The organism is Morganella morganii H1r, from assembly GCF_000633515.1.
In the GTDB taxonomy this organism is placed as follows: Bacteria; Pseudomonadota; Gammaproteobacteria; order Enterobacterales; family Enterobacteriaceae; genus Morganella; species Morganella morganii_B.
The window spans coordinates 1-22,424 of record NZ_AYMP01000010.1 but is presented as its reverse complement, the minus strand read 5'-3'; the positions used below and the strand labels follow the sequence as shown (position 1 = coordinate 22,424).

18 protein-coding genes, 2 tRNA genes and 1 pseudogene are annotated in these 22,424 nt (G+C 50.7%); 2 read left to right on the top strand and 19 right to left on the bottom strand.

Going from position 1 to position 22,424, the window contains the following annotated elements:
* Positions 1–53 precede the first annotated feature (53 nt).
* From U868_RS0105295 to rlmE, 17 genes are all read right to left on the bottom strand, one after another.
* Entirely contained in the window at positions 54–1,979 is a 1,926-nt protein-coding gene (locus tag U868_RS0105295) for a DEAD/DEAH family ATP-dependent RNA helicase (protein ID WP_025152379.1), read from the bottom strand.
* A complete protein-coding gene (locus tag U868_RS26315) occupies positions 1,969–2,034 on the bottom strand; it encodes a hypothetical protein (RefSeq protein ID WP_225875391.1) in 66 nt (21 codons plus the stop codon). The genes U868_RS0105295 and U868_RS26315 overlap by 11 nt, the downstream gene beginning before the upstream one ends.
* A gap of 117 nt (positions 2,035–2,151) precedes the next feature.
* Positions 2,152–3,039 carry a lipoprotein NlpI gene (gene nlpI, locus U868_RS0105290; RefSeq protein WP_004234572.1) on the bottom strand — a complete coding sequence of 296 codons (888 nt, stop codon included), beginning with the start codon at positions 3,037–3,039 and terminating at the stop codon, positions 2,152–2,154.
* Positions 3,040–3,161: 122 nt separating this feature from the next.
* Positions 3,162–5,318 carry a polyribonucleotide nucleotidyltransferase gene (gene pnp, locus U868_RS0105285; protein WP_025152378.1) on the bottom strand — a complete coding sequence of 719 codons (2,157 nt, stop codon included), beginning with the start codon at positions 5,316–5,318 and terminating at the stop codon, positions 3,162–3,164.
* Between the two features lie 226 nt (positions 5,319–5,544).
* Positions 5,545–5,814 carry a 30S ribosomal protein S15 gene (gene rpsO, locus U868_RS0105280; RefSeq protein ID WP_025152377.1) on the bottom strand — a complete coding sequence of 90 codons (270 nt, stop codon included), beginning with the start codon at positions 5,812–5,814 and terminating at the stop codon, positions 5,545–5,547.
* Positions 5,815–5,935: 121 nt separating this feature from the next.
* Positions 5,936–6,880 carry a tRNA pseudouridine(55) synthase TruB gene (gene truB, locus U868_RS0105275; protein WP_025152376.1) on the bottom strand — a complete coding sequence of 315 codons (945 nt, stop codon included), beginning with the start codon at positions 6,878–6,880 and terminating at the stop codon, positions 5,936–5,938.
* On the bottom strand, positions 6,880–7,290 hold the full coding sequence (rbfA, locus tag U868_RS0105270) for a 30S ribosome-binding factor RbfA (protein ID WP_004234563.1): 411 nt from the start codon (positions 7,288–7,290) through the stop codon (positions 6,880–6,882). Before rbfA ends, truB begins: the two co-directional genes overlap by 1 nt.
* 72 nt (positions 7,291–7,362) lie before the next feature.
* On the bottom strand, positions 7,363–10,095 hold the full coding sequence (gene infB / locus U868_RS0105265) for a translation initiation factor IF-2 (RefSeq protein ID WP_025152375.1): 2,733 nt from the start codon (positions 10,093–10,095) through the stop codon (positions 7,363–7,365).
* Between the two features lie 21 nt (positions 10,096–10,116).
* Positions 10,117–11,628, bottom strand: coding sequence for a transcription termination factor NusA (nusA, locus tag U868_RS0105260; protein ID WP_004234558.1), 1,512 nt, complete (start codon positions 11,626–11,628; stop codon positions 10,117–10,119).
* 26 nt (positions 11,629–11,654) lie between these two features.
* Entirely contained in the window at positions 11,655–12,107 is a 453-nt protein-coding gene (gene rimP, locus U868_RS0105255; protein ID WP_004241392.1) for a ribosome maturation factor RimP, read from the bottom strand.
* Between the two features lie 197 nt (positions 12,108–12,304).
* Positions 12,305–12,381: transfer RNA gene (locus tag U868_RS0105250), tRNA-Met, on the bottom strand.
* A 57-nt stretch (positions 12,382–12,438) separates the two neighbouring features.
* Positions 12,439–12,528, bottom strand: a tRNA-Leu gene (locus tag U868_RS0105245).
* A gap of 81 nt (positions 12,529–12,609) precedes the next feature.
* Positions 12,610–12,948: a preprotein translocase subunit SecG gene (gene secG / locus U868_RS0105240; protein WP_025152374.1), complete on the bottom strand. Its 339-nt coding sequence runs from the start codon at positions 12,946–12,948 to the stop codon at positions 12,610–12,612.
* A gap of 244 nt (positions 12,949–13,192) precedes the next feature.
* A complete protein-coding gene (glmM, locus tag U868_RS0105235; protein ID WP_025152373.1) occupies positions 13,193–14,527 on the bottom strand; it encodes a phosphoglucosamine mutase in 1,335 nt (444 codons plus the stop codon).
* Entirely contained in the window at positions 14,520–15,368 is an 849-nt protein-coding gene (gene folP, locus U868_RS0105230; RefSeq protein ID WP_025152372.1) for a dihydropteroate synthase, read from the bottom strand. Before folP ends, glmM begins: the two co-directional genes overlap by 8 nt.
* Positions 15,369–15,508: 140 nt before the next feature.
* Positions 15,509–17,458 carry an ATP-dependent zinc metalloprotease FtsH gene (gene ftsH / locus U868_RS0105225; RefSeq protein WP_025152371.1) on the bottom strand — a complete coding sequence of 650 codons (1,950 nt, stop codon included), beginning with the start codon at positions 17,456–17,458 and terminating at the stop codon, positions 15,509–15,511.
* 48 nt (positions 17,459–17,506) lie between these two features.
* The gene (gene rlmE, locus U868_RS0105220) at positions 17,507–18,136 is read right to left on the bottom strand and encodes a 23S rRNA (uridine(2552)-2'-O)-methyltransferase RlmE (RefSeq protein ID WP_025152370.1); all 630 of its coding nucleotides are present in this window, start codon (positions 18,134–18,136) and stop codon (positions 17,507–17,509) included.
* A gap of 158 nt (positions 18,137–18,294) precedes the next feature.
* Between rlmE and yhbY the strand changes: the two genes are divergently transcribed.
* A complete protein-coding gene (gene yhbY / locus U868_RS0105215; RefSeq protein ID WP_004234544.1) occupies positions 18,295–18,588 on the top strand; it encodes a ribosome assembly RNA-binding protein YhbY in 294 nt (97 codons plus the stop codon).
* Between the two features lie 199 nt (positions 18,589–18,787).
* On the opposite strand, the gene greA is transcribed toward yhbY, so the two are convergent.
* A complete protein-coding gene (gene greA / locus U868_RS0105210; RefSeq protein WP_015422313.1) occupies positions 18,788–19,264 on the bottom strand; it encodes a transcription elongation factor GreA in 477 nt (158 codons plus the stop codon).
* Between the two features lie 328 nt (positions 19,265–19,592).
* Here greA and dacB point away from each other — a divergent pair, with 328 nt between their 5' ends.
* Positions 19,593–21,005: a serine-type D-Ala-D-Ala carboxypeptidase gene (gene dacB, locus U868_RS0105205; RefSeq protein ID WP_240182676.1), complete on the top strand. Its 1,413-nt coding sequence runs from the start codon at positions 19,593–19,595 to the stop codon at positions 21,003–21,005.
* 1,170 nt (positions 21,006–22,175) lie between these two features.
* Here the strand turns inward: dacB and U868_RS25445 are convergent.
* Positions 22,176–22,424 (bottom strand): annotated as a pseudogene (locus U868_RS25445) (DUF4225 domain-containing protein); the annotation flags it as partial.

Here is a 22,424-nt window from a genome sequence, read left to right as displayed (position 1 = left end):
AAAAGCCCGGCAGGGATATCCCCGGCCGGGCTTTTTATGATTCAGAGAATCAATTATGCATTGTTACTGCTGTTGCTGCTGCGGCGGCGCGGAGCAGCATTGCCACCCTCTTCGCGGCGGAAGCTGCGGCGCTCGCCCTGCGGACGGCGATCGCTGTTACCACGGTCAGAACGCTCACCGTCACGGCGGTTACCACCACCGAAACTGCGGCCACCGTTACCACCACGGTCATTACCACCGCTGCGGCGTTCACGGTTGAACGGCTTCGCATCACCGACTAATGTCATGTTCATTGGTTTGTTCATCACACGGGTACGGGTGAAATGCTGTAACAGATCCGTCGGCATACCTTTCGGTAATTCGATAGTTGAATGAGTATCAAACAGTTTGATGTTACCGATGTAACGGCTGTTGATATCCCCTTCGTTAGCAATCGCGCCCACAATGTGGCGAACTTCAACACCATCGGTACGGCCCACTTCAATGCGGTACAGTTCCATGTCACCCACGTCACGGCGTTCACGGCGCGGTTCTGAACCACGCTCCGGACGATCACCGAAACGACTGTTACGATCATTGCGGTCATTACGGCGGCGATCATCACGATCGTTGAACTCACGGCGCGGACGACGTGGTGCATCCGGCGGCAGGATCAGTTTGCGCTCGCCTTCTGCCATTTTCAGCAGAACCGCGGCCAGGGTTTCCATATCGATATCGGCTTCAGACTCATCGCTGTCTGCCGGAACCAGTTTTTTCAGCAGTGCACGATACTGATCCAGGTTACTGCTTTCCATTTCTGCATGGATAGTGGCAGCAAATTTTTCCTGACGGCGCTGGCTGATCATCTCTGCATCCGGTAATTCTACCTCAGGGATGGTCAGTTTCATGGTGCGTTCAATGTTACGCAGCAGGCGGCGTTCACGGTTTTCCACGAACAGCAGTGCGCGACCTGCACGACCTGCACGACCGGTACGGCCGATACGGTGAACGTAAGATTCCGCATCCATCGGGATATCGTAGTTAACAACCAGGCTGATACGCTCAACGTCCAGACCACGGGCAGCAACGTCTGTTGCAATCAGAATGTCCAGGCGGCCGTCTTTCAGGCGCTCCAGCGTCTGCTCACGCAGGGCCTGGTTCATGTCACCGTTCAGTGCCGCGCTGTTATAACCGTTACGCTCCAGGGTTTCTGCCACTTCCAGAGTCGCATTTTTGGTACGGACGAAGATAATCGCCGCATCAAAATCTTCCGCTTCCAGAAAACGGACCAGTGCTTCGCTCTTACGCGCACCGTAAGCAGTCCAGTAGCTCTGGCTGATGTCCGGACGGGTAGTCACGCTGCTCTGAATGCGCACTTCCTGCGGATCTTTCATGAAACGGCGGGTAATGCGGCGGATAGCTTCCGGCATGGTTGCAGAGAACAGCGCGGTCTGGTGATTTGCCGGGATCTGGCTCATGATGGTTTCAACGTCTTCGATGAAGCCCATGCGCAGCATTTCATCTGCTTCGTCCAGTACCAGACCTTTCAGGTTGGATAAATCCAGGGTGCCGCGTTTTAAGTGATCCAGCAGACGGCCCGGCGTCCCGACAACCACCTGCGGCCCCTGACGCAGAGCACGTAACTGGACGTCATAACGCTGACCGCCGTACAGGGCGACCACATTCACGTTACGCATATGTTTGGAGAAATCAGTACAGGCTTCCGCAACCTGAACCGCTAATTCGCGGGTCGGTGCCAGCACCAGAATCTGTGGTGCTCTCAGGTTCGGGTCAATATTGTTCAGTAACGGCAGGCCGAACGCCGCCGTTTTACCGCTACCTGTCTGTGCCATACCAAGGACATCACGTCCGGCAAGCAGGTGCGGAATACATTGTTGCTGGATCGGGGACGGCTTTTCGTAGCCCAGGTCGTCCAGTGCAGTCAAAATATCAGCTGATAAACCAATGTCAGCAAAAGAGATTTCAGTCTCAGTGGTCATGTAAAGGTGCCTCATACAAAATGGCGGCCAGTCTACACAACCCATCGGAAAGCATGTCGGTTGTTTTCATTTAAAAGTGTGAACTGGCTCAAATAAAATTATAAAACGAACAAAAATCCCCCCATCACTTTCGCAATGGTGAAAAATTAACGGGTTGAAGTGTGTTCGTCAGCTATTGTGGATCTGAATCCGTCAGGTCCTGTTCTTCATCACCTAACAGAGCTAATTCCAACAATGCGTAGCGGTGCTCAACGAAATTGTGTGCGTTGTTGGCAACCGTCAGCTTGAACAGCGTTTCAGCGCTGTCCGTATCCCCCAGACTCAGGTAGTATTTACCTAAATAGAAGTAGGTTTCACTGAGATGTTCAGCGAGCGAAGTGTTATCCGTTGAGAATTCCTTCAGCCGATCAAGCAGTGTCTTTTCACTGATGTCGCCGAGATAGAATTCAGCAATATTCCAGCCCCATTGTCCGCCTTTCGCCTGCTGATAGCGCTGACGTAAATCGGTCAGTGCCTTCTTCGGATCTATCTCTTTATCGACGAGATAAAGCCACAGCGAGCGGAACGGATCGTTTGGATCATCCTGATAAAACGCCAGCAAATCATCCCGCGCCACCGGATACCGGCCCCCGTAATACAGGGCAATACCGCGGTTCATACGCGCGTAGTTATAAGTTGGATCAAGCTCTAATACAGAATCATACGCTTCATAGGCAGCATCAAAGTTGCCTGCCTGCGTAAAATAAATGCCCAGGTAATTAAATATCTCCGGAATATCCGGACGCATTGATAACGCAACGGTAAAATCGTTACGTGCCAATGCACGCAATCCGAGGCTGTCATACAACACACCACGCTGATAAAGCAGCTGGGCGTATTCGTCCTCAGTTAATGACCGGCTTGCCAGTATTTGTTCCATTCGGGCGAGGATCACTTCCTGCTGTAATGATGGCTGCAGGGGTACTGCAAGTAAATCCCCGGAGTGCCAGTTTTTACCGCTGCTGCATCCTGCGATAAAAATTATAGCTGCAATGCTCCACCAACGCAGAAAAAAATTCATTTCCTACTCCCGAAGTCAGATCCCTAAAAGGATAATCCTCTGACTGACAATAACCGAGTGCATTTTTGCTTTTTTTGCCGAATGGCGCCCTTTTTACAGGACGCCACGACTTACGTCAAATTTTATTCAGCGTTATTTGCATCAGGGGTTGCATCCGAAGCCGGTACAGCCTCCTGACTGACTGCTTCTTTCATGCTCAGGCGGATACGACCCTGACGGTCGATTTCCAGTACCTTGACCGGTACTTCCTGACCCATTTCCAGATAATCTGATACTTTTTCAACGCGCTTGTCAGCGATCTGAGAGATATGCACCAGACCTTCTTTACCGCCACCGATAGCCACGAAAGCACCGAAATCAACAATACGGACAACTTTACCGTTATAGACACGGCCGACTTCCACTTCTGCGGTGATTTCTTCGATACGGCGGATAGCCATCTTCGCTTTATCACCATCAGTTGCAGCAATCTTCACGGTACCGTCATCTTCGATTTCGATAGTGGTGCCGGTTTCTTCGGTCAGGGCACGGATCACAGAACCGCCTTTACCGATAACGTCTTTAATTTTGTCCGGGTTGATGCGGATGGTGTGAATACGCGGTGCAAACTCAGAGATATCAGCACGTGGTGAGTTGATAGCCTGCTCCATCACGCCCAGAATGTGCAGACGCGCACCTTTGGCCTGATTCAGAGCCACCTGCATGATTTCGCTGGTGATACCTTCGATTTTGATATCCATCTGCAGGGCGCTGATACCGTCACGGCTGCCCGCCACTTTAAAGTCCATGTCGCCGAGGTGGTCTTCATCACCCAGGATATCAGACAGAACCACGTACTTGTCGCCTTCTTTCACCAGACCCATTGCGATACCGGCAACCGCTGATTTCACAGGAACACCTGCATCCATCAGTGCCAGAGATGCACCACAGACTGACGCCATAGAAGAAGAACCGTTGGATTCGGTGATTTCTGACACCACACGCACGGTGTACGGGAATTCTTCCTGAGACGGCATCACTGCCAGCACACCACGTTTCGCCAGACGGCCGTGGCCGATTTCACGACGTTTCGGTGAACCGACCATACCGGTTTCACCCACGCAGTACGGAGGGAAGTTGTAATGGAACAGGAAGGTGTCAGTGATTTCACCCATCACCTGATCCAGCGTCTGTGCATCACGGGCAGTACCCAGCGTTGCGGTTACCAGCGCCTGAGTTTCACCACGGGTGAACAGAGAAGAACCGTGAGTACGCGGCAGAACACCGGTGCGGACATCCAGTGCGCGGACCATGTCTTTTTCACGGCCGTCGATACGCGGCTCACCGTTCAGAACACGGGTACGGACAACAGATTTCTCAACCGCTGCCAGGATGTCGCTGATTTCATGTTTCAGTTCGCCGGTCAGCTCTTCGCCGCGTGCGGCAAATTCAGCTTCCAGTGCACTGATGGTGGCATCTTTAATGATATCAACCTGTGCGTAACGATCCTGTTTCTCAGTGATACGGTAAGCATCACCCAGTGCTTTTTCAGACAGCTCAGCAACGCGGTCATGCAGAGTCTGATTAACAGGCTCAGGCTGCCAGTCCCACTTCGGTTTACCGGCTTCAGCAGCCAGTGCGTTAATATTTTCGATAACAATCTGCTGCTGCTCGTGACCGAACACGACCGCACCCAGCATTTGTTCTTCAGTCAGCAGCTGTGCTTCTGATTCAACCATCAGAACTGCACCTTTGGTACCGGCAACAACCAGATCCAGTTTGCTTACTGCTAATTCGTCAGTGGTCGGGTTCAGAACATACTGGTCATTGATAAAACCAACACGTGCCGCACCAATCGGGCCGTTGAACGGAATACCGGACAGTGCCAGTGCCGCTGAAGCACCAATCATTGCCACGATATCAGGGTTAATCTGCGGGTTCACAGATACCACAGTTGCGATGATCTGAACTTCGTTCAGGAAACCTTCCGGGAACAGCGGGCGTAACGGACGGTCAATCAGACGTGCAATCAGGGTTTCACCTTCGCCCGGACGGCCTTCACGGCGGAAGAAGCTCCCCGGAATACGGCCGGCAGCGTAGGTACGCTCCTGATAGTTTACGGTCAGCGGGAAGAAGTCCTGGCCCGGTTTCATTTTTTTCTGGCCGACAACGGTAACGAATACCGCAGTGTCGTCCATGTTAACCATTACAGCTGCTGTCGCCTGACGGGCCATCATGCCGGTTTCAATAGTGACAGTGTGCTGACCATACTGGAATTTACGGATTGTCGGATTTAACAAAATAATATCCTTCTGGGTCTCTCACCCCGGCAGGGGTAAGTAGTGAAATGGTTCCTTCAGATACATCCTCGCGACTAATGACAACCTTTTCCTGTTGCCGGAAAGTGCTCTCATTAGCCGCGCGAATAGCTGTACCGAAGAATCGTTATTATTGCGGCAACAGCTTAATGTGCCGCATTCAGAAGAAAAGGGGCCGTCGGCCCCTTTCCACTGAAACTTGTCTGAATTAGCGACGCAGGCCCAGACGCTCAAGAATTGAGGTGTAGCTTGCTAAGTCTTTGCCTTTCAGATAGTTCAGGAGCTTACGACGCTGAGCTACCATGCGCAGCAGACCACGACGGCTGTGGTGATCTTTTTTATGCTCAGAAAAGTGACCTTGCAGGTGATTGATCTGTGCAGTCAGCAGCGCGATCTGAACTTCGCTTGAACCGGTGTCGTTTTCGCCACGACCGAAATCAGCGACAATTTTCGCTTTCGCTTCAGTGCTTAGAGACATAATAGAACTCCAAATATACTTTGATTAATAAAATTGAGTGCCGATCTCTAATTCAGCATCTCAGGGAAATTGCCGCGTTATTCTACGCCGCCCGCGCCCTGAACGCAAGATATGGCGGCACTTATTCCGCGTATTCCACGACAAGGCGGCGCGGTGCCACCAGGCCGTCCTCACTGATCACCGCAAGGCCGATAAACTGTGCATCATCACCCTGCGTTACGCGGGTTAATGTCTCCGGTGCCAGGTCGTGTGAAGCCCGTACCGGCTGTCCCAGCTTAAAATATCCGGCGGTCACATCCGTCAGATTGACCTGCGGGAAATGAGACACGGCGGTATCCATCGGCAGCAGCAGCGGATCCAGAGCGGTTTCAAGGGGTGTTTCTGATTCATCCGCCACCCGGCGCATGTCCTGAAGCTGTTCCAGTGTCACCATCCGTTCTGCCGGATACGTGGCCACCTGCAACCGGCGCAGCATGGTCACGTGAGCACCGCAACCGAGTTTCTCACCGAGATCATCAATGATAGTGCGGATATAGGTGCCTTTCGAACAGTGAATCTCCAGCTCCAGTTCATCCCCTTCATGGCGGATAAACAGCAGTTCATACACTGTGATCGGGCGGGCTTCCCGCTCTATGGTGATGCCTTTGCGGGCATACTCGTACAGCGGACGTCCCTGATGTTTGAGCGCGGAATACATGGACGGCACCTGTAAGGTATCGCCCCTGAATGACTCCAGGGCAGCCGCAAGCTGTTCCGCCGTGAATGTCAGCGGGCGCTCACTGATCACCTCACCCTGCGAGTCTGAAGTGTCCGTACGCTGCCCCAGGCGGGCAATCACACGGTAACGTTTGTCGGAATCCAGCAGAAACTGTGAAAATTTGGTCGCTTCACCGAGGCAGACCGGCAGCATACCGGTTGCCAGCGGATCCAGCGCGCCGGTGTGACCGGCCTTGGCGGCATTAAACAGACGGCGGACCTTCTGCAATGCATCATTGGATGAAATGTCCTGCGGTTTATCCAGCAGGACAATGCCGTTGATATTACGGCCACGACGACGGCGTGCCATCAGTTACCCTCTTTGTCGTCCGCAGATTTACGCATATCCTGGTCGTGTTTGATCACATCAGACACCAGATTAGACATACGCATCCCTTCGACCAGAGAGCTGTCATATTCAAATTTAAGTTCCGGAATAATGCGCAGGCGCATCTCTTTCCCCAGCAGGGAGCGAATGTAGCCGGAAATATCATTTAAGACTTTGATACCTGTTTTCACCTGCTCTGAATTATGGTCTTCATCCATAAAGTTCAGAAAGGTCACAAATACCGTGGCATAGGCCATATCGCGGGATAAATCCACGCCGGATACCGTTGCCATCCCCACACGGGGATCTTTAATTTCACGCTGCAGGATAATCGCAATTTCTTTCTGAATTTCCTGTGAAACGCGCTGAGTACGGCTGAATTCTCTCGCCATAGTTTCTCTCCTGAAAATTCGGGGGGCCATAAGCCCCCCAATTATACCATGTTATGTCATACCGTCAGGTGATCAGATAGTACGTTGAACTTCAATCACCTGGAAGACTTCAATCATGTCGCCCGGGCGGACATCATTGTAGTTCTTGACACCGATACCACATTCCATCCCGTTACGGACTTCAGCAACGTCATCTTTGAAGCGGCGCAGAGATTCCAGCTCACCTTCATAGATAACCACGTTGTCACGCAGAACGCGGATAGGGTTGTTACGTTTGATCGTTCCTTCCGTCACCATACAACCGGCGATGGCACCGAATTTCGGTGAACGGAACACATCACGGACTTCTGCCAGACCCATGATTTCCTGTTTGAATTCCGGCGCCAGCATCCCGCTCATTGCCTGTTTGATTTCATCAATCAGGCTGTAGATTACGGAATAGTAACGCAGGTCAACGCTTTCGCTTTCAATCAGGCGGCGTGCTGATGCATCCGCACGGACGTTAAAGCCGAGGATAATCGCGTTGGATGCCGCAGCCAGCGTGGCGTCAGTTTCAGTGATACCACCCACACCGGAACCGATGATTTTCACTTTGACTTCATCAGTCGACAGTTTCATCAGTGAATCGGTGATAGCTTCACAGGTACCCTGCACATCGGTCTTCAGAACGATATTCAGTTCAGAAACCTTACCGCTTTCCATGTTAGCAAACATGTTTTCCAGTTTGGCTTTCTGCTGACGTGCCAGTTTCACATCACGGAATTTACCCTGACGATAGAGTGCCACTTCACGGGCTTTCTTCTCATCACGGACAACGGTCGCTTCATCACCGGCAGACGGCACATTGGACAGACCCAGGATTTCCACCGGAATGGACGGACCCGCTTCGGTGACATCCTGACCCAGTTCGTTACGCATCGCACGGATACGGCCGTATTCAAAGCCGCACAGGACGATATCGCCTTTGTTCAGTGTACCGCTCTGTACCAGGATAGTCGCGACCGGACCACGGCCTTTATCGAGGTAAGATTCGATAACCACACCGCTCGCCATACCGGCACGCACTGCTTTCAGTTCGAGAACTTCAGCCTGCAGCAGGATAGCGTCAAGCAGATCGTCGATACCGATACCTTTCTTCGCGGAAACGCTGATGAACTGAGTCTCGCCGCCCCACTCTTCAGAGAGGATGCCGTACTGAGACAGTTCGTTACGGACGCGATCCGGATCGGCTTCCGGTTTATCAATTTTGTTCACCGCAACCACAACCGGCACACCCGCTGCTTTCGCATGCTGGATAGCTTCGATAGTCTGCGGCATCACGCCATCGTCCGCTGCAACAACCAGAACAACGATATCCGTTGCCTGCGCACCACGGGCACGCATGGAGGTAAACGCGGCGTGTCCCGGAGTATCCAGGAACGTGATAGCGCCTTTATCGGTGGTCACATGGTAAGCACCGATGTGCTGGGTAATCCCGCCCGCTTCGCCGGAGGCGACTTTGGTGGAACGGATATAGTCCAGTAATGAGGTTTTACCGTGGTCAACGTGACCCATGATGGTCACAACCGGCGCACGTGGTTCAGCCTGTGCTTCACCCATGTCACGGTCGTTCAGGATCGCTTCTTCCAGCTCGTTCTCACGGCGCAGGATAACTTTGTGACCCATTTCCTCGGCAACCAGCTGTGCGGTTTCCTGGTCAATCACCTGATTGATAGTCGCCATCGCGCCCATCTTCATCATGGTTTTAATAACCTGAGAACCTTTCACCGCCATCTTGTTGGCTAATTCACCAACAGTGATAGTTTCACCGATAACCACATCACGGGTAACCGCTGCAACCGGCTTGTTAAAGCTCTGCTGCAGTGAGCTGCCTTTACGCTGTTTCTTACCGCGCGGCAGTTGCGCACGGGCTTCTTCACGATCGGCTTTCTCAGAGTGACGGTTGTTTTTCTTCTGGCGGACGTTTTTCGCGCCGCGGCTGCGGCCGCGGTTATCGCCTTCAACTTTCGCATCACTTTCATCTTCCGCTTCACGGGCGTGAGCAGAGGTGGTGGTGTGATAGTCCGCGCTTTCTGTTTCTTCGCTGACAGGAGCAGACCATTTCTCGCCGTTTTCTTCGGCCAGACGGCGCGCTTCTTCCGCGGCACGTTTTACTTCAGCTTCAAGTTTGCGCTGCTGTTCTTCTTCAGCTTTGCGTTTGATTTCAGCGGCTTCGGCTTCGCGGCGCACTTTTTCGCTGTTTTCCCGGCTATCCGCCGGGGCTGATTTCGCTTTATTTTCTTTCACGTTATTCTTTTCCGCTGCTTCACGCTTAGCCGGTTCTGCCGCTTGTTCAGTTACTTTCGCTGCTGCCGCTTCGCGTTTTGCCTTTTCTTCAGCCTCACGTTTGGCTTGCGCCTCTTGTTTGGCCTTTTCTTCGGCTTCACGACGGGCCTGCTCTTCAGCTTCGCGTCTTGCCTGCTCTTCCGCTTCACGCTGTGCCTGCTCTTCCGCGGCTTTTGCCTGTTCAGCGGCATCGCGGTTTACATATGTGCGTTTTTTGCGGACTTCAATATTAACCGATTTGCTCTTGCCACCGGTTACCGGAACACTCAGCGTACTGCGAGTTTTGCGCTGAAGTGTTAATTTACCCGGCTGACTTGCCCCGCCCTGTTCGCGGTTCAGATGGGCCAGCAGGGCCTCTTTCTCTTGCTGGGAAACGTTATCAGACGCCGTTTTTTTGATGCCGGCATCAGCAAACTGCTGTACCAGGCGCTCTACGGAAGTCTGAATTTCGTCTGCCAGTGATTTTACCGATTCTGTCATGCTGCTCCTTCCCGCTACAAATTAAGATGCATCGTCGCCAAACCAACAGATATTACGCGCTGCCATAATGAGTTCACCTGCTTTCTCATCATTCAGACCTTCGATATCTGTGAGGTCATCGATACCCTGCTCTGCGAGATCTTCAAGGGTACAAATACCACGGGAAGCCAGGGTGAATGCCAGTGTGCGGTCCATGCCTTCAAGGTTTAACAAATCATCCGCCGGTGTGGTACCTGACTGGCTCTCTTTCTGTGCCAGTTCGAGCGTTGTTAAAGCGGCTTTTGCACGTTCGCGCAGAACTTCAACGGTTTCCTCTTCGAGGCCGTCGATTTCCAGAAGTTCGCTGACCGGCACATACGCCAGTTCTTCCAGTGTGGAGAAACCTTCTTCCACTAATAAAGTTGCGAAATCTTCATCGATGTCGAGATGCTTAACAAAAGTTTCAATGGAAGCGTGTGCTTCCGCCTGGTGTTTCGCGTTAAGTTCCTCCGCAGTCATGACGTTCAGTTCCCATTTGTCATCACCACGATGTTTTTTCAGCAGTTGTGCAGCGAGACGCACATTCTGGCCGTTACGGCCAATGGCCTGTGCAAGGTTGCTGCTTTCAACAGCAACGTCCATTGTGCATTTGTCTTCATCGACAACAATGGATGCAACATCTGCCGGAGCCATTGCATTAATCACGAATTGCGCCGGGTTGTCATCCCACAACACGATATCAATCCGCTCGCCGCCCAGCTCACCGGAAACGGCCTGAACGCGGGCGCCGCGCATTCCCACACATGCCCCGACAGGGTCGATGCGTTTGTCATTGGTTTTCACCGCGATTTTCGCACGGGAACCGGGATCACGGGCAGCCGCTTTAATTTCAATAATCTCTTCGCCGATTTCCGGCACTTCGATTTTAAATAATTCGACCAGCATTTCCGGACGGGAGCGGGTCACAAATAATTGTGCACCACGGGCTTCCGGACGAACATCATACAGAACTCCGCGGATACGGTCACCCGGACGGAAGTTCTCACGCGGCAGCATATCTTCGCGCATAATGACCGCTTCCGCATTATTCCCCAGATCGAGGGTAATGTTTTCGCGGTTCACTTTTTTCACCACACCGGTGATGATTTCGCCCTGCTGCTCGCGGAACTGATCAACCACCATCGCACGTTCGGCTTCGCGTACTTTCTGTACGATAACCTGTTTTGCGGTCTGAGTGGTGATACGGTCGAAGGTGACAGATTCAATCTGATCTTCGATATATTCACCTAACTGAATGCCCGGCGTTTCATAATCAGCCGCTTCCAGTGTGATTTCACGGGTCGGCTGAGTGACTTCTTCTACCACCATCCAGCGGCGGAAGGTATCAAAATCACCGGATTTACGATCAATTTCAACACGAACATCAATTTCCTGTTCGTATTTTTTCTTGGTGGCGGTTGCCAGCGCAGTTTCAAGTGCCTCAAAAATTTTCTCACGAGGAAGCGATTTTTCGTTAGAAACTGCCTCAACAACAGCCAGAATTTCTTTATTCATCCTAGTTGCCTCTTTTGAACTTTATATTAAAAGTGGGGTACCAGGTTAGCTTTCTGGATGTTGCCAAGTGCGAACACTTCGTCTTTGCCATCCACTGTAACCGTGATCATTTCACCGTCAACGGCTTTGATAATACCCTGCCATCTGCGACGGTTCTGCATTGCAATTCGTAAAGTCAGTGAGACTTCCTCACCGGTAAACCGCTGATAATGTTCTGCCGTAAATAACGGACGCTCCATACCCGGAGACGAAACCTCAAGGTTATAAACGGTTGTAATAGGATCTTCAACATCAAGAACGGCACTGACCTGGTGGCTCACGTCCGCGCAATCATCAACAGTGATACCCTCTTCACTATCAATAAAAATACGCAGTGTTGACACGCGGCCGCGGATAAACTCCACGCCGACAAGCTCAAAACCGAGTGCTTCGACAGGTGCAGTGACCATCTCTGTTAATTTCTGCTCTAATGTGGACAAGACCACCCCCGGGACATAAAAAAAGGGCATAACGCCCAGTATCTCTGTTGACTGATAACAAAAAACCCCGAAATTTCGGGGCTTTATGCAACTGGACCCTGTGTACATCACACTTCTTAATCTTTTTTCCAAATCAGGGATAACGTAAGAGTTGTTGATACAATCAACATTGGAAAAAACGATTTGTTATAAAGAAGTGGTTGCGGGAGCCGGATTTGAACCGACGACCTTCGGGTTATGAGCCCGACGAGCTACCATGCTGCTCCATCCCGCGTTCGAAACGTGAAAAATTCTACGCTGATCACCTGCAAAACGCAAGTGTGAAACTAAATGGTGCCGAGGACGGGACTTGAACCCGTACGCCCGTTTTGTAGGCACTACCACCTCAAGGTAGCGTGTATACCAATTTCACCACCTCGGCACTGAACTGCTCTTTTTTACGGGACTGACTGATGGTGTGTATCAATCCCGTTTAAAACTTTCTACTTCAGACTTGCAACAATCAGCGCGGAATATCGCTGTTAGGAGCTGCTGGTGCTGCGGGAACATCTGTTTTCTGTTCTGTCTGCACCGGCTGAGCGAGATTATCAAACTTGCTGCCTGTACCGGTTTTATTGCTGGTCATGTTGCCCAGAATTAAACTCAGTACAAAAAACAGTGTTGCTAAAATGCCTGTGGTACGGGTCATGAAGTTACCTGAACCCGAAGAACCAAACAGTGTTGCAGACGCGCCTGCACCGAACGAAGCACCCATGTCCGCACCTTTCCCCTGCTGCATTAAGATCATGCCGACTAAGGCGATCGCAACAAGTAAGAAAACGACTAAGAGAGCTGTATACATAAACGTGTACCTATTCCTCGTACGGTATACCGACTGATTCGGTATCAATCTGCACACTCACCGGTAAAATAAATTACCTTGCTGAGCGGGTCAGAATACTAACCAAACAAACGCGGACACGCAAGTCTATTTTAAGCCAGGCGCATCGGTTGCGGAAAAAAACAACAATAAGGGGCGGATTCTGACAGAGCCGGGGAAAAACCGCAATAATTTTTTCCGGCTCTGCCATTCACATCATAAATAATTATACGCATTTCACCGCGTCTGCAATGCGGTTTGCCATTGCAGTGACCTGCGCTTCATCTTCCCCTTCCACCATCACACGGATCAGCGGTTCAGTACCGGATTTACGCAGCAGCACACGGCCTTTGCCGTTCAGCTCTTTTTCCACTTCCTGCGCCACACGGGTGACTTCCTCACTTGCCAGCGGGTCATGCTGACCGGCAAAACGGACGTTCACCAGTACCTGCGGCAGCAGTTTCATACCGCTGCACAGGTCGTGCAGACTCATGTTGTTGCGTACCATGGCACTCAATACCTGAAGACCGGCCACAATACCGTCACCGGTGGTGGTTTTGTCCAGCAGGATGATATGACCGGAGTTTTCCGCGCCCAGACGCCAGCCTTTTTCCTGGAGTTTTTCGAGCACGTAACGGTCGCCAACTTTTGCGCGCTCAAACGGAATACCCAGCTGTTTCAGTGCCAGTTCCAGTCCCATGTTACTCATCAGTGTACCGACAGCACCACCGCGCAGTTGTCCCTGACGCAGTGCTTCCCGGGCAATGATAAACAGGATCTGATCGCCGTCCACTTTCTCACCCAGGTGATCCACCATGATCAGGCGGTCACCGTCACCGTCAAACGCCAGACCGACGTGTGCGCCTTCAGCGAGAACACGTTCCTGTAACTGACGGACATCCGTTGCACCACATTTTTCGTTAATGTTGATACCGTTCGGATCACAGCCGATTGCAATGACTTCCGCGCCCAGTTCACTCAGGACGTTCGGTGCAATGTGATAGGTTGCACCGTGTGCGCAGTCGATCACCATTTTCAGCCCGTTCAGGCTCTGCTCGTTCGGGAATGTCCCTTTACAGAATTCAATGTAACGACCGGCGGCATCCACAATACGGTTTGCACGCCCCAGTTCGGCGGATTCCACACAGGTCAGTGGTTTTTCCATTTCGGCTTCAATCGCTTCTTCCACGTGATCAGGCAGCTTGGTGCCGTCAATGGAAAAGAATTTGATGCCGTTGTCATAATACGGGTTATGAGAGGCGGAGATAACAATACCGGCCTCGGCACGGAAAGTCCGCGTCAGATACGCGACCGCCGGTGTCGGCATCGGGCCGGTAAATGAGGCGGATAACCCGGCGGCGGCAAGCCCGGCTTCCAGGGCGGATTCCAGCATATAGCCGGAAATACGGGTGTCTTTGCCGATAATAATTTTACGTGAGCCGTGACGTGCCAGCACTTTCCCGGCCGCCCAGCCCAGTTTGAGCACAAAATCAGGGGTAATCGGGCTGTCACCCACTTTTCCGCGGATGCCATCAGTACCAAAGTATTTGCGATCACTCATTGTCGTTTGTTTCCTTCGCTAAACGGGTTGCTTCCACCACTTTCATGGCCTGGACAGTTTCTTTCACATCATGGACACGGATAATCTGCGCACCTTTCATCGCGGCAATCACCGCACAGGCCACGCTGCCGGCAACCCGTTCATCCGGGGGAATATCCATCAGCTGACCAATCATAGATTTTCGTGACATGCCGGCGAGAACCGGTAACCCCAGGTGATGAAACAGGTCTAATTTATCCAATAACTGATAATTATGCGCCAGTGTTTTCCCGAAACCGAAGCCCGGATCGAGAATTATGTGATTTTTTTCAATGCCGGCCGCCACACAACGCGCGACCTGTGCTTCAAGATACGTATACACCTCGCGCACCACATTCTGATAGTGCGGTGCCTGCTGCATGGTACGCGGTTCTCCCTGCATATGCATCACACAAACCGGCAGACCGCTCTGTGCCGCCGCCTGTAAGGCTCCCGGCTCACTGAATGAGCGGATATCATTGAGAATATGAGCCCCTGCATTTGCGGCTTCGCGGATCACCAGCGCTTTTGAGGTATCCACTGAAATCCAGACATCTGACTCACGGGCAATTGCTGCCACAACCGGGATAACCCGCTCCGCTTCCTGCTCCGGACTGACTTCCGCCGCACCGGGACGGGTGGATTCACCGCCGATATCAATGATCGTCGCGCCTTCCGCAATCATTTTCCGGGCATGTTCCAGTGCTTTGCCGGGAGTGTTGTGTGTACCGCCGTCTGAGAATGAATCCGGGGTCACATTGAGGATCCCCATCACCTGCGGCGTTGCCAGTGAAAGTGTCTGACCGCGTGCGGTAAGTTTCATAATCCGGCCTTCTTACTGTTTATTATTTCAATCGTGAGGTGATTGTAATGCCTGACTCCGGCGGGATAAAGATATAAAAAAACCCGGCAGATTTTCCGCCGGGTTTTTCACATTACTGCTTCATACAACTGAATGATGAATTATGACTGCTTGTTGTCGTCTTCAGACGGCGCAGCATTGTTGTCATCTGATGATTCAGGTGCTTCCTGAACCGGAACCTGGTTACTGCTTTCCGGCGGACGGGTATCCGCTTTCGGCTTATCACCTTCCCAGCCCGCTGGTTCACGGACCGGCACACGGTTCATCAGATCATCAATCTGTGGTGCATCAATAGTTTCATATTTCATTAATGCATCTTTCATGGTGTGCAGGATATCCAGGTTATCCATCAGGATCTGACGCGCACGTTTGTAGTTACGCTCAATAATCCCGCGGATTTCCTCATCGATAGTCCGGGCAGTTTCATCAGACATGTGCTGTGCTTTTGACACAGAACGGCCTAAGAATACTTCACCGTCTTCATCCGCATACAGCAATGGCCCCAGTTTTTCGGAGAAGCCCCACTGTGTCACCATGTTACGGGCAATGTTCGTTGCCACTTTGATGTCGTTGGATGCGCCTGTGGACACATTTTCCGGCCCGTAGATAATCTCTTCCGCCAGACGACCGCCGTACAGGGTGGAAATCTGACTTTCAAGTTTCTGACGGCTGGCACTGATCTGATCCCCTTCAGGTAAGAAGAAGGTCACACCCAGCGCACGCCCGCGCGGAATAATGGTCACTTTATGAACCGGGTCATGCTCCGGTACCAGACGACCAATGATAGCGTGACCGGCTTCATGGTAGGCAGTCGAGGCTTTCTGCTCTTCTGTCATCACCATAGAGCGGCGTTCCGCACCCATCATGATTTTATCTTTTGCTTTTTCGAACTCGACCATGGTCACAACACGTTTATTACCGCGTGCCGCAAACAGCGCAGCTTCGTTCACCAGGTTAGCGAGATCCGCACCGGAGAAACCCGGTGTACCACGTGCCAGCACAGACGGTTCAACGTCAGGCGATAACGGCACACGGCGCATGTGTACTTTCAGGATTTGCTCACGACCGCGTACATCCGGCAGACCGACCACGACCTGACGGTCGAAACGGCCCGGACGCAGTAACGCAGGGTCAAGCACATCCGGACGGTTGGTTGCCGCGATAACGATAATACCTTCGTTACCTTCGAAACCATCCATCTCAACCAGCATCTGGTTCAGTGTCTGCTCACGTTCATCGTGACCACCGCCCAGACCCGCACCACGCTGACGGCCGACGGCGTCGATTTCATCGATAAAGATGATACATGGTGCTGCTTTCTTCGCCTGTTCGAACATATCACGGACACGGGACGCACCCACACCCACGAACATTTCGACGAAGTCAGAACCGGAAATGGTGAAGAACGGGACTTTCGCCTCACCGGCAATGGCTTTTGCCAGTAACGTTTTACCGGTACCCGGCGGCCCCACCATCAGAATACCTTTCGGAATTTTACCGCCGAGTTTCTGGAAGCGGCTCGGCTCACGCAGATACTCCACCAGCTCGCCGACTTCTTCTTTGGCCTCATCACAACCGGCCACATCCGCAAAGGTGGTTTTGATCTGATCTTCGGTCAGCATGCGAGCCTTACTTTTACCGAAGGACATCGCACCTTTACCGCCGCCGCCCTGCATCTGGCGCATAAAGAAGATCCAGACGCCGACTAACAGCAGCATCGGGAACCAGGAAATGAAAATGGTTGTCAGGATACCCGGCTCTTCCGGTGGTTCACCGACCACAGTGACGTTTTTGTTCAGCATGGTGTTAAGCAGCTGATTGTCCTGCATCGGCAGGTACGTCGTGTATTTGGAGCCGTCTTTTTTACTGACGTTAAGATCACGATTGGAAATACGGACTTCGCGCACCTGATCCTGTGCTAACTCAGTGATGAAGGTAGAGTAGTCCACCTTACGACTGTTTGAATCGCCTGGGCCAAAACTCTGGAACAACGACATCAGCACTACTGCGATGACCAGCCAGAGAATTAGGTTTTTCGCCATGTCACTCAAGGGATTAACCTCTTATTACATCTGTGTTAACAAATAACGCACAGGGTACTACACTTTCCACCCTGTCGCTACAATGTATACTTCACGCGATCGGGCCCGCGAAGCATCGGGTTTACGGATTTTCACTTTCGTGAACAGGGAGCGAACCTCCCGGAGGTACTCGTCAAAGCCATCTCCCTGAAAGACTTTAACAATAAAACTGCCCCCCGGTGCCAGAACAGAACGGCACATATCAAGTGCCAGCTCAACCAGATACATCGCGCGCGGAATATCAACAGCCGGTGTTCCGCTCATATTTGGTGCCATGTCTGACATAACAACCTGGACTTTTTTATCCCCCACGCGCCCCAGCAGAGCATTGAGCACGTTTTCGTCACGGAAATCGCCCTGAAGGAAATCCACGCCGACGATGGGATCCATCGGTAACAGGTCACAGGCGATAACACGCCCGGACTGACCGATGTGATTAACAGCATATTGTGACCAGCCGCCGGGTGCGGCACCCAGATCCACAATAGTCATACCCGGTCTGAAAATATTATCGCCCTGCTGAATTTCTTCGAGCTTAAACCAGGCACGAGAGCGAAGCCCCTTTTTTTGCGCCATCTGAACATATTTATCACTAAAATGTTCCTGTAACCAGCGCCCGGAGCTTGCTGAACGTTTTTTATTGGCCATTGTGTTTTCCGACTAACCTGTTATTTCTGACTCAGTTTTTTCGCATAACCGGACAAAAGTCCCGTTACCGCAGACAGTACTCCTCACCTAATGATGGTGATAAGCATGATATGGCGGTAGAATACACCGTTTTCAATAGTTATTAAGCAAAAAAAACGATGAACCTCACTAAAAAACAAGTCCAGCACCTGAAAGCGCTCGCTCATCATCTGAACCCGGTTGTCATGATTGGCAACAACGGGCTGACTGAAGGCGTACTCGCAGAAACGGAAGTCGCTCTTACACATCATGAGCTTATCAAAGTTAAAATCGCGGGCGAAGACCGTGAAATGAAAACCTTGATCGCTGATGCGATTGTGCGTGAAACCGGTGCTTACAATGTGCAGATTATCGGTAAAATTCTGGTGCTCTACCGTCCGTCGGAAGCCCGGAAGATCATTTTACCTAAATGATAATTGCATATTTATAAAAAAATGCCACCGGCAGATGATTTCTGACGATATCGTCCGGCCGGTGGCATTCCTTTCAGATTTTCTTCATATCCGGGCCGCCTCAGCGCTCAGCCGCCCGAATGTAAAGTTCAGTAAAAACACCTTTCACTGCATTTTTCTGATGAAATATCCGTATTGTGCTGTTTTTTTACGGCACTGCTTACAGGTATTCCACATTGATCACTTCATACTCCACTTCACCGCCCGGCGTCTGGATAACAACGACATCATCCACCTCTTTGCCGATAAGGCCGCGGGCAATCGGGGAGTTCACTGACAGCAGGTTTGATTTGATATCAGCTTCATCATCACCCACGATGCGGTATGTCTGCTCTTCATCCGTTGCGACGTTAAAAACGGTCACCGTCGCACCGAAAATAATCCGGCCATTGTTAGTCATTTTGGTGACATCAATCACCTGCGCATTGGAGAGCTTGGCTTCGATCTCCTGAATACGGCCTTCACAGAAGCCCTGCTGCTCACGGGCTGCATGATATTCTGCGTTTTCTTTCAGATCGCCGTGCTCGCGGGCTTCCGCGATATCAGCGATAATTTTCGGACGGCGCTCATTTTTGAGAAATTCTAATTCTTCACGCAGTTGGTCTGCGCCGCGTACCGTCATAGGGATTTGTTTCATTCTCTACCTCTGAATCATTCCTAAGTAATAGTCATATCATCCTGATTAAACGATAACAGTACCTTATGCACCTTATGTGGCACACTACTATTAAGTAAAACCATGTAAATCTGCGCTGATACGGCCATCGCACTGCGGATGCTGTCAGCGCGGTTGACACGTTGTCCGCGCGGGCTGAACTGAAATCCTGTTCCGGTATTCTATCCCGGAGCGCAATGCGGGTCATCGTTTACTTTTACCGGTCCGTGGCTTTAGTATAACGGGCTCTCACCCCGTATTGTGATGGATAGGTCGCTCAATGAATGTTTTTACCCGGCTCACGTATGCAATGGGATTGTCAGTATTACTGGCCGCCGGTGCGGCAGCCACCCCGGTCGAACAATATACCCAATATCTGCCTGCCGGTACAAACCTGGCAATGATTGCACAAAGGGTGGGTGATTCTCAGCCAATCGTGGAATATCAGGGGCAGCAGATGGCACTGCCCGCCAGTACCCAGAAAGTGGTGACGGCGCTTGCCGCATTGTTGCAGCTGGGGCCGGATTTCCGCTTTACCACCAGTCTGGAAACCAAAGGGCATGTTGAGGGCACTACCCTGAAAGGGGATTTAATCACCCGTTTTACCGGTGATCCGACCCTTACCCGTCAGCAGATCCGCAATATGGTCAATGAACTGCACAAAGCCGGGGTACAGGCCATTGACGGTGACCTGGTGATCGATATCTCTGCCTTTGCCAGTCATGACAAAGCACCGGGCTGGGTATGGAATGATTTAACCCAGTGCTTCAGCGCCCCGCCGGGTGCCGCGATCATCGACCGCAACTGCTTTTCAGTAACACTGCACCCCGGTGATAAACCCGGTGATACCGCGTATATCCGCACGGCGGATTATTACCCGGTCACGATGTTCAGTGAAGTCAAAACCCTGGAGCGCGGCTCTGCCGAAGGCCGTTTCTGTGAGCTGGATGTGGTGCCGGGTGAACTGAACCGCTATACCATCACCGGCTGTATGAATCAGCGCAGTGAACCGCTGCCGCTGGCATTCGGTGTGCAGAACGGCGCAAGTTACGCCGGGGCAATTGTCAAAAATGAACTGATCCACGCCGGGATCACCCTGAGCGGCAACGTCCGCCGTCAGACGCACCCGGAACAGCCGGGCACCGTACTGATACAGACCCAATCCGCCCCGCTGCATGCCCTGCTGACCAAAATGCTGAAAAAATCCGACAATATGATTGCCGATGAAGTTTTCCGCACCATCGGCCGCAGCTATTACGGCGTGCCGGGCACCTGGCGTTCCGGTCAGCAGGCCGTCCGTCAGGTACTGAAAGAAAAAGCCGGCATTGATATGGGCAATACCGTGATGGTGGATGGCTCCGGATTATCCCGTCACAACCTGATCACCCCGGCGACCATGATGGAAGTGCTGCAGTTTATTGCCAAACATGATGATCAGCTGCAGTTTATCAAAATGCTGCCGCTCTCCGGCTATGACGGCACACTGCAATACCGCGGCGGCCTGACAGAAGCCGGCGTTAACGGCAAACTCTCCGCCAAAACCGGTTCATTGCAGGGCGTCTATAATCTGGCCGGCTTCCTCACCACCGCCAGCGGACAGCGTATTGCGTTCGTGCAGTTTATTTCCGCTTATGCCGTCCCGCCTGCCCAGCAGCGCAGCCGCCGTGTGCCGCTGGTTCGCTTTGAAGGGCATTTGTATAAGGATTTATACCGGAATTACTGAGTTGACAACAAAGCCCGGCACCAAGGCCGGGCTTTGCTCTGAAAAAATGGCCCGCTCCTTAAGTTAAATATACATAAAGACATCAGATGAAATGCCAATCAGAAAAGAAACGCCCTGTGAAGTCATGCAGTATGATCAGTAAAAAAGATAAAAAAAGATTAAAGAGAGCCAGGGGTCATATATATTTCGTCAGTATAAAATCAAGCGTGTTATCAACCATACACGCGAGTGTGGTTATGTTTTTCATGGTATTGCTGTTTAAAATAACAAGCCCAGATCCTTTTTTTATTGATGTGATCATATCACTATCAGTTTCATTTATGGTTTATTTATTCATGTCTGCACATTTGTTTGGCAGCATTTTTTTATGCATAAAATTATCAGTGTCTTACTTTCGCATTCTGAAAAGAAAGCATCTGGACTAATCATCAAGTAATTCAGGTATAATTAGTTTTAATTTATATGTGCTCATGCCGGATTGATATAAAAAAACAGGTTTAGACATTTGCTTGAATTTAAATGTGAAATCAGAATGTAATGTATATCAAAGAAAGAACCCGCCTTTATCACCAAACTAATGCTACATTGGTGTTGGATAAACAACTCAAATTCAGGTAAAAACAGGGGAATTAATTACCGCATATTTCTATTGCGTTAATCTGAAAAAATGGCTTAATCCTTAAGTTAAATATACATAAGGGAATAAGATGACGCATCAGGCTTAATTACCGATGCATTTGATAAAGAAGAAAAGAAAAACCCTGTAAAATCATTCAGATGATGGTGTATAATTGAAAAAAATCGAACTGACTTGACTTGAAAAATAACGCCTGGATAATAAATCTCGGCGTTTTATAAAAACAGGATGTGGCATGATAAATAAAAAAGAAAAGATAAAATTAAAAAAACAAAAAAACACTCCACTGTACGGTAATATAAAGATCAGTGTAGAAACTAACATACAAACTACTTTGATCGCTATTGCCTTTTCAATGTTTTTTATTTTCAGTGAAACCGTAACAGCGACACTAACAAATAAAATATTATACTCGTTACTATCAGTTATATTTGTTTATTTGTTTATTTGTTTATTTGTTTGGGTCATGGTATTCATTTCGAGATATACGATTGGCCACGAAACTAACAATTATTTATATAAAAATAAAGAAATTAATCATCCGCTTCTTCAGAAAGTAACAATCTTAATCTATTACCACTCATGCCTGCATTATAGAGAAATAAAGGCCTTGGCATTTGTTTAAACTTATGTGTAAAATCAGAGCGCAGCGCATGCCAAAGAAAGAACCCACCTTTATCACCAAACCAACGTTCCATTAGCGTTGGGTAAACAACACCATTTCGGGTTGAGACTGGGAGGTTTAATAGCCTTTTTGGGTTTTTTAACTTAACTAAAGCACC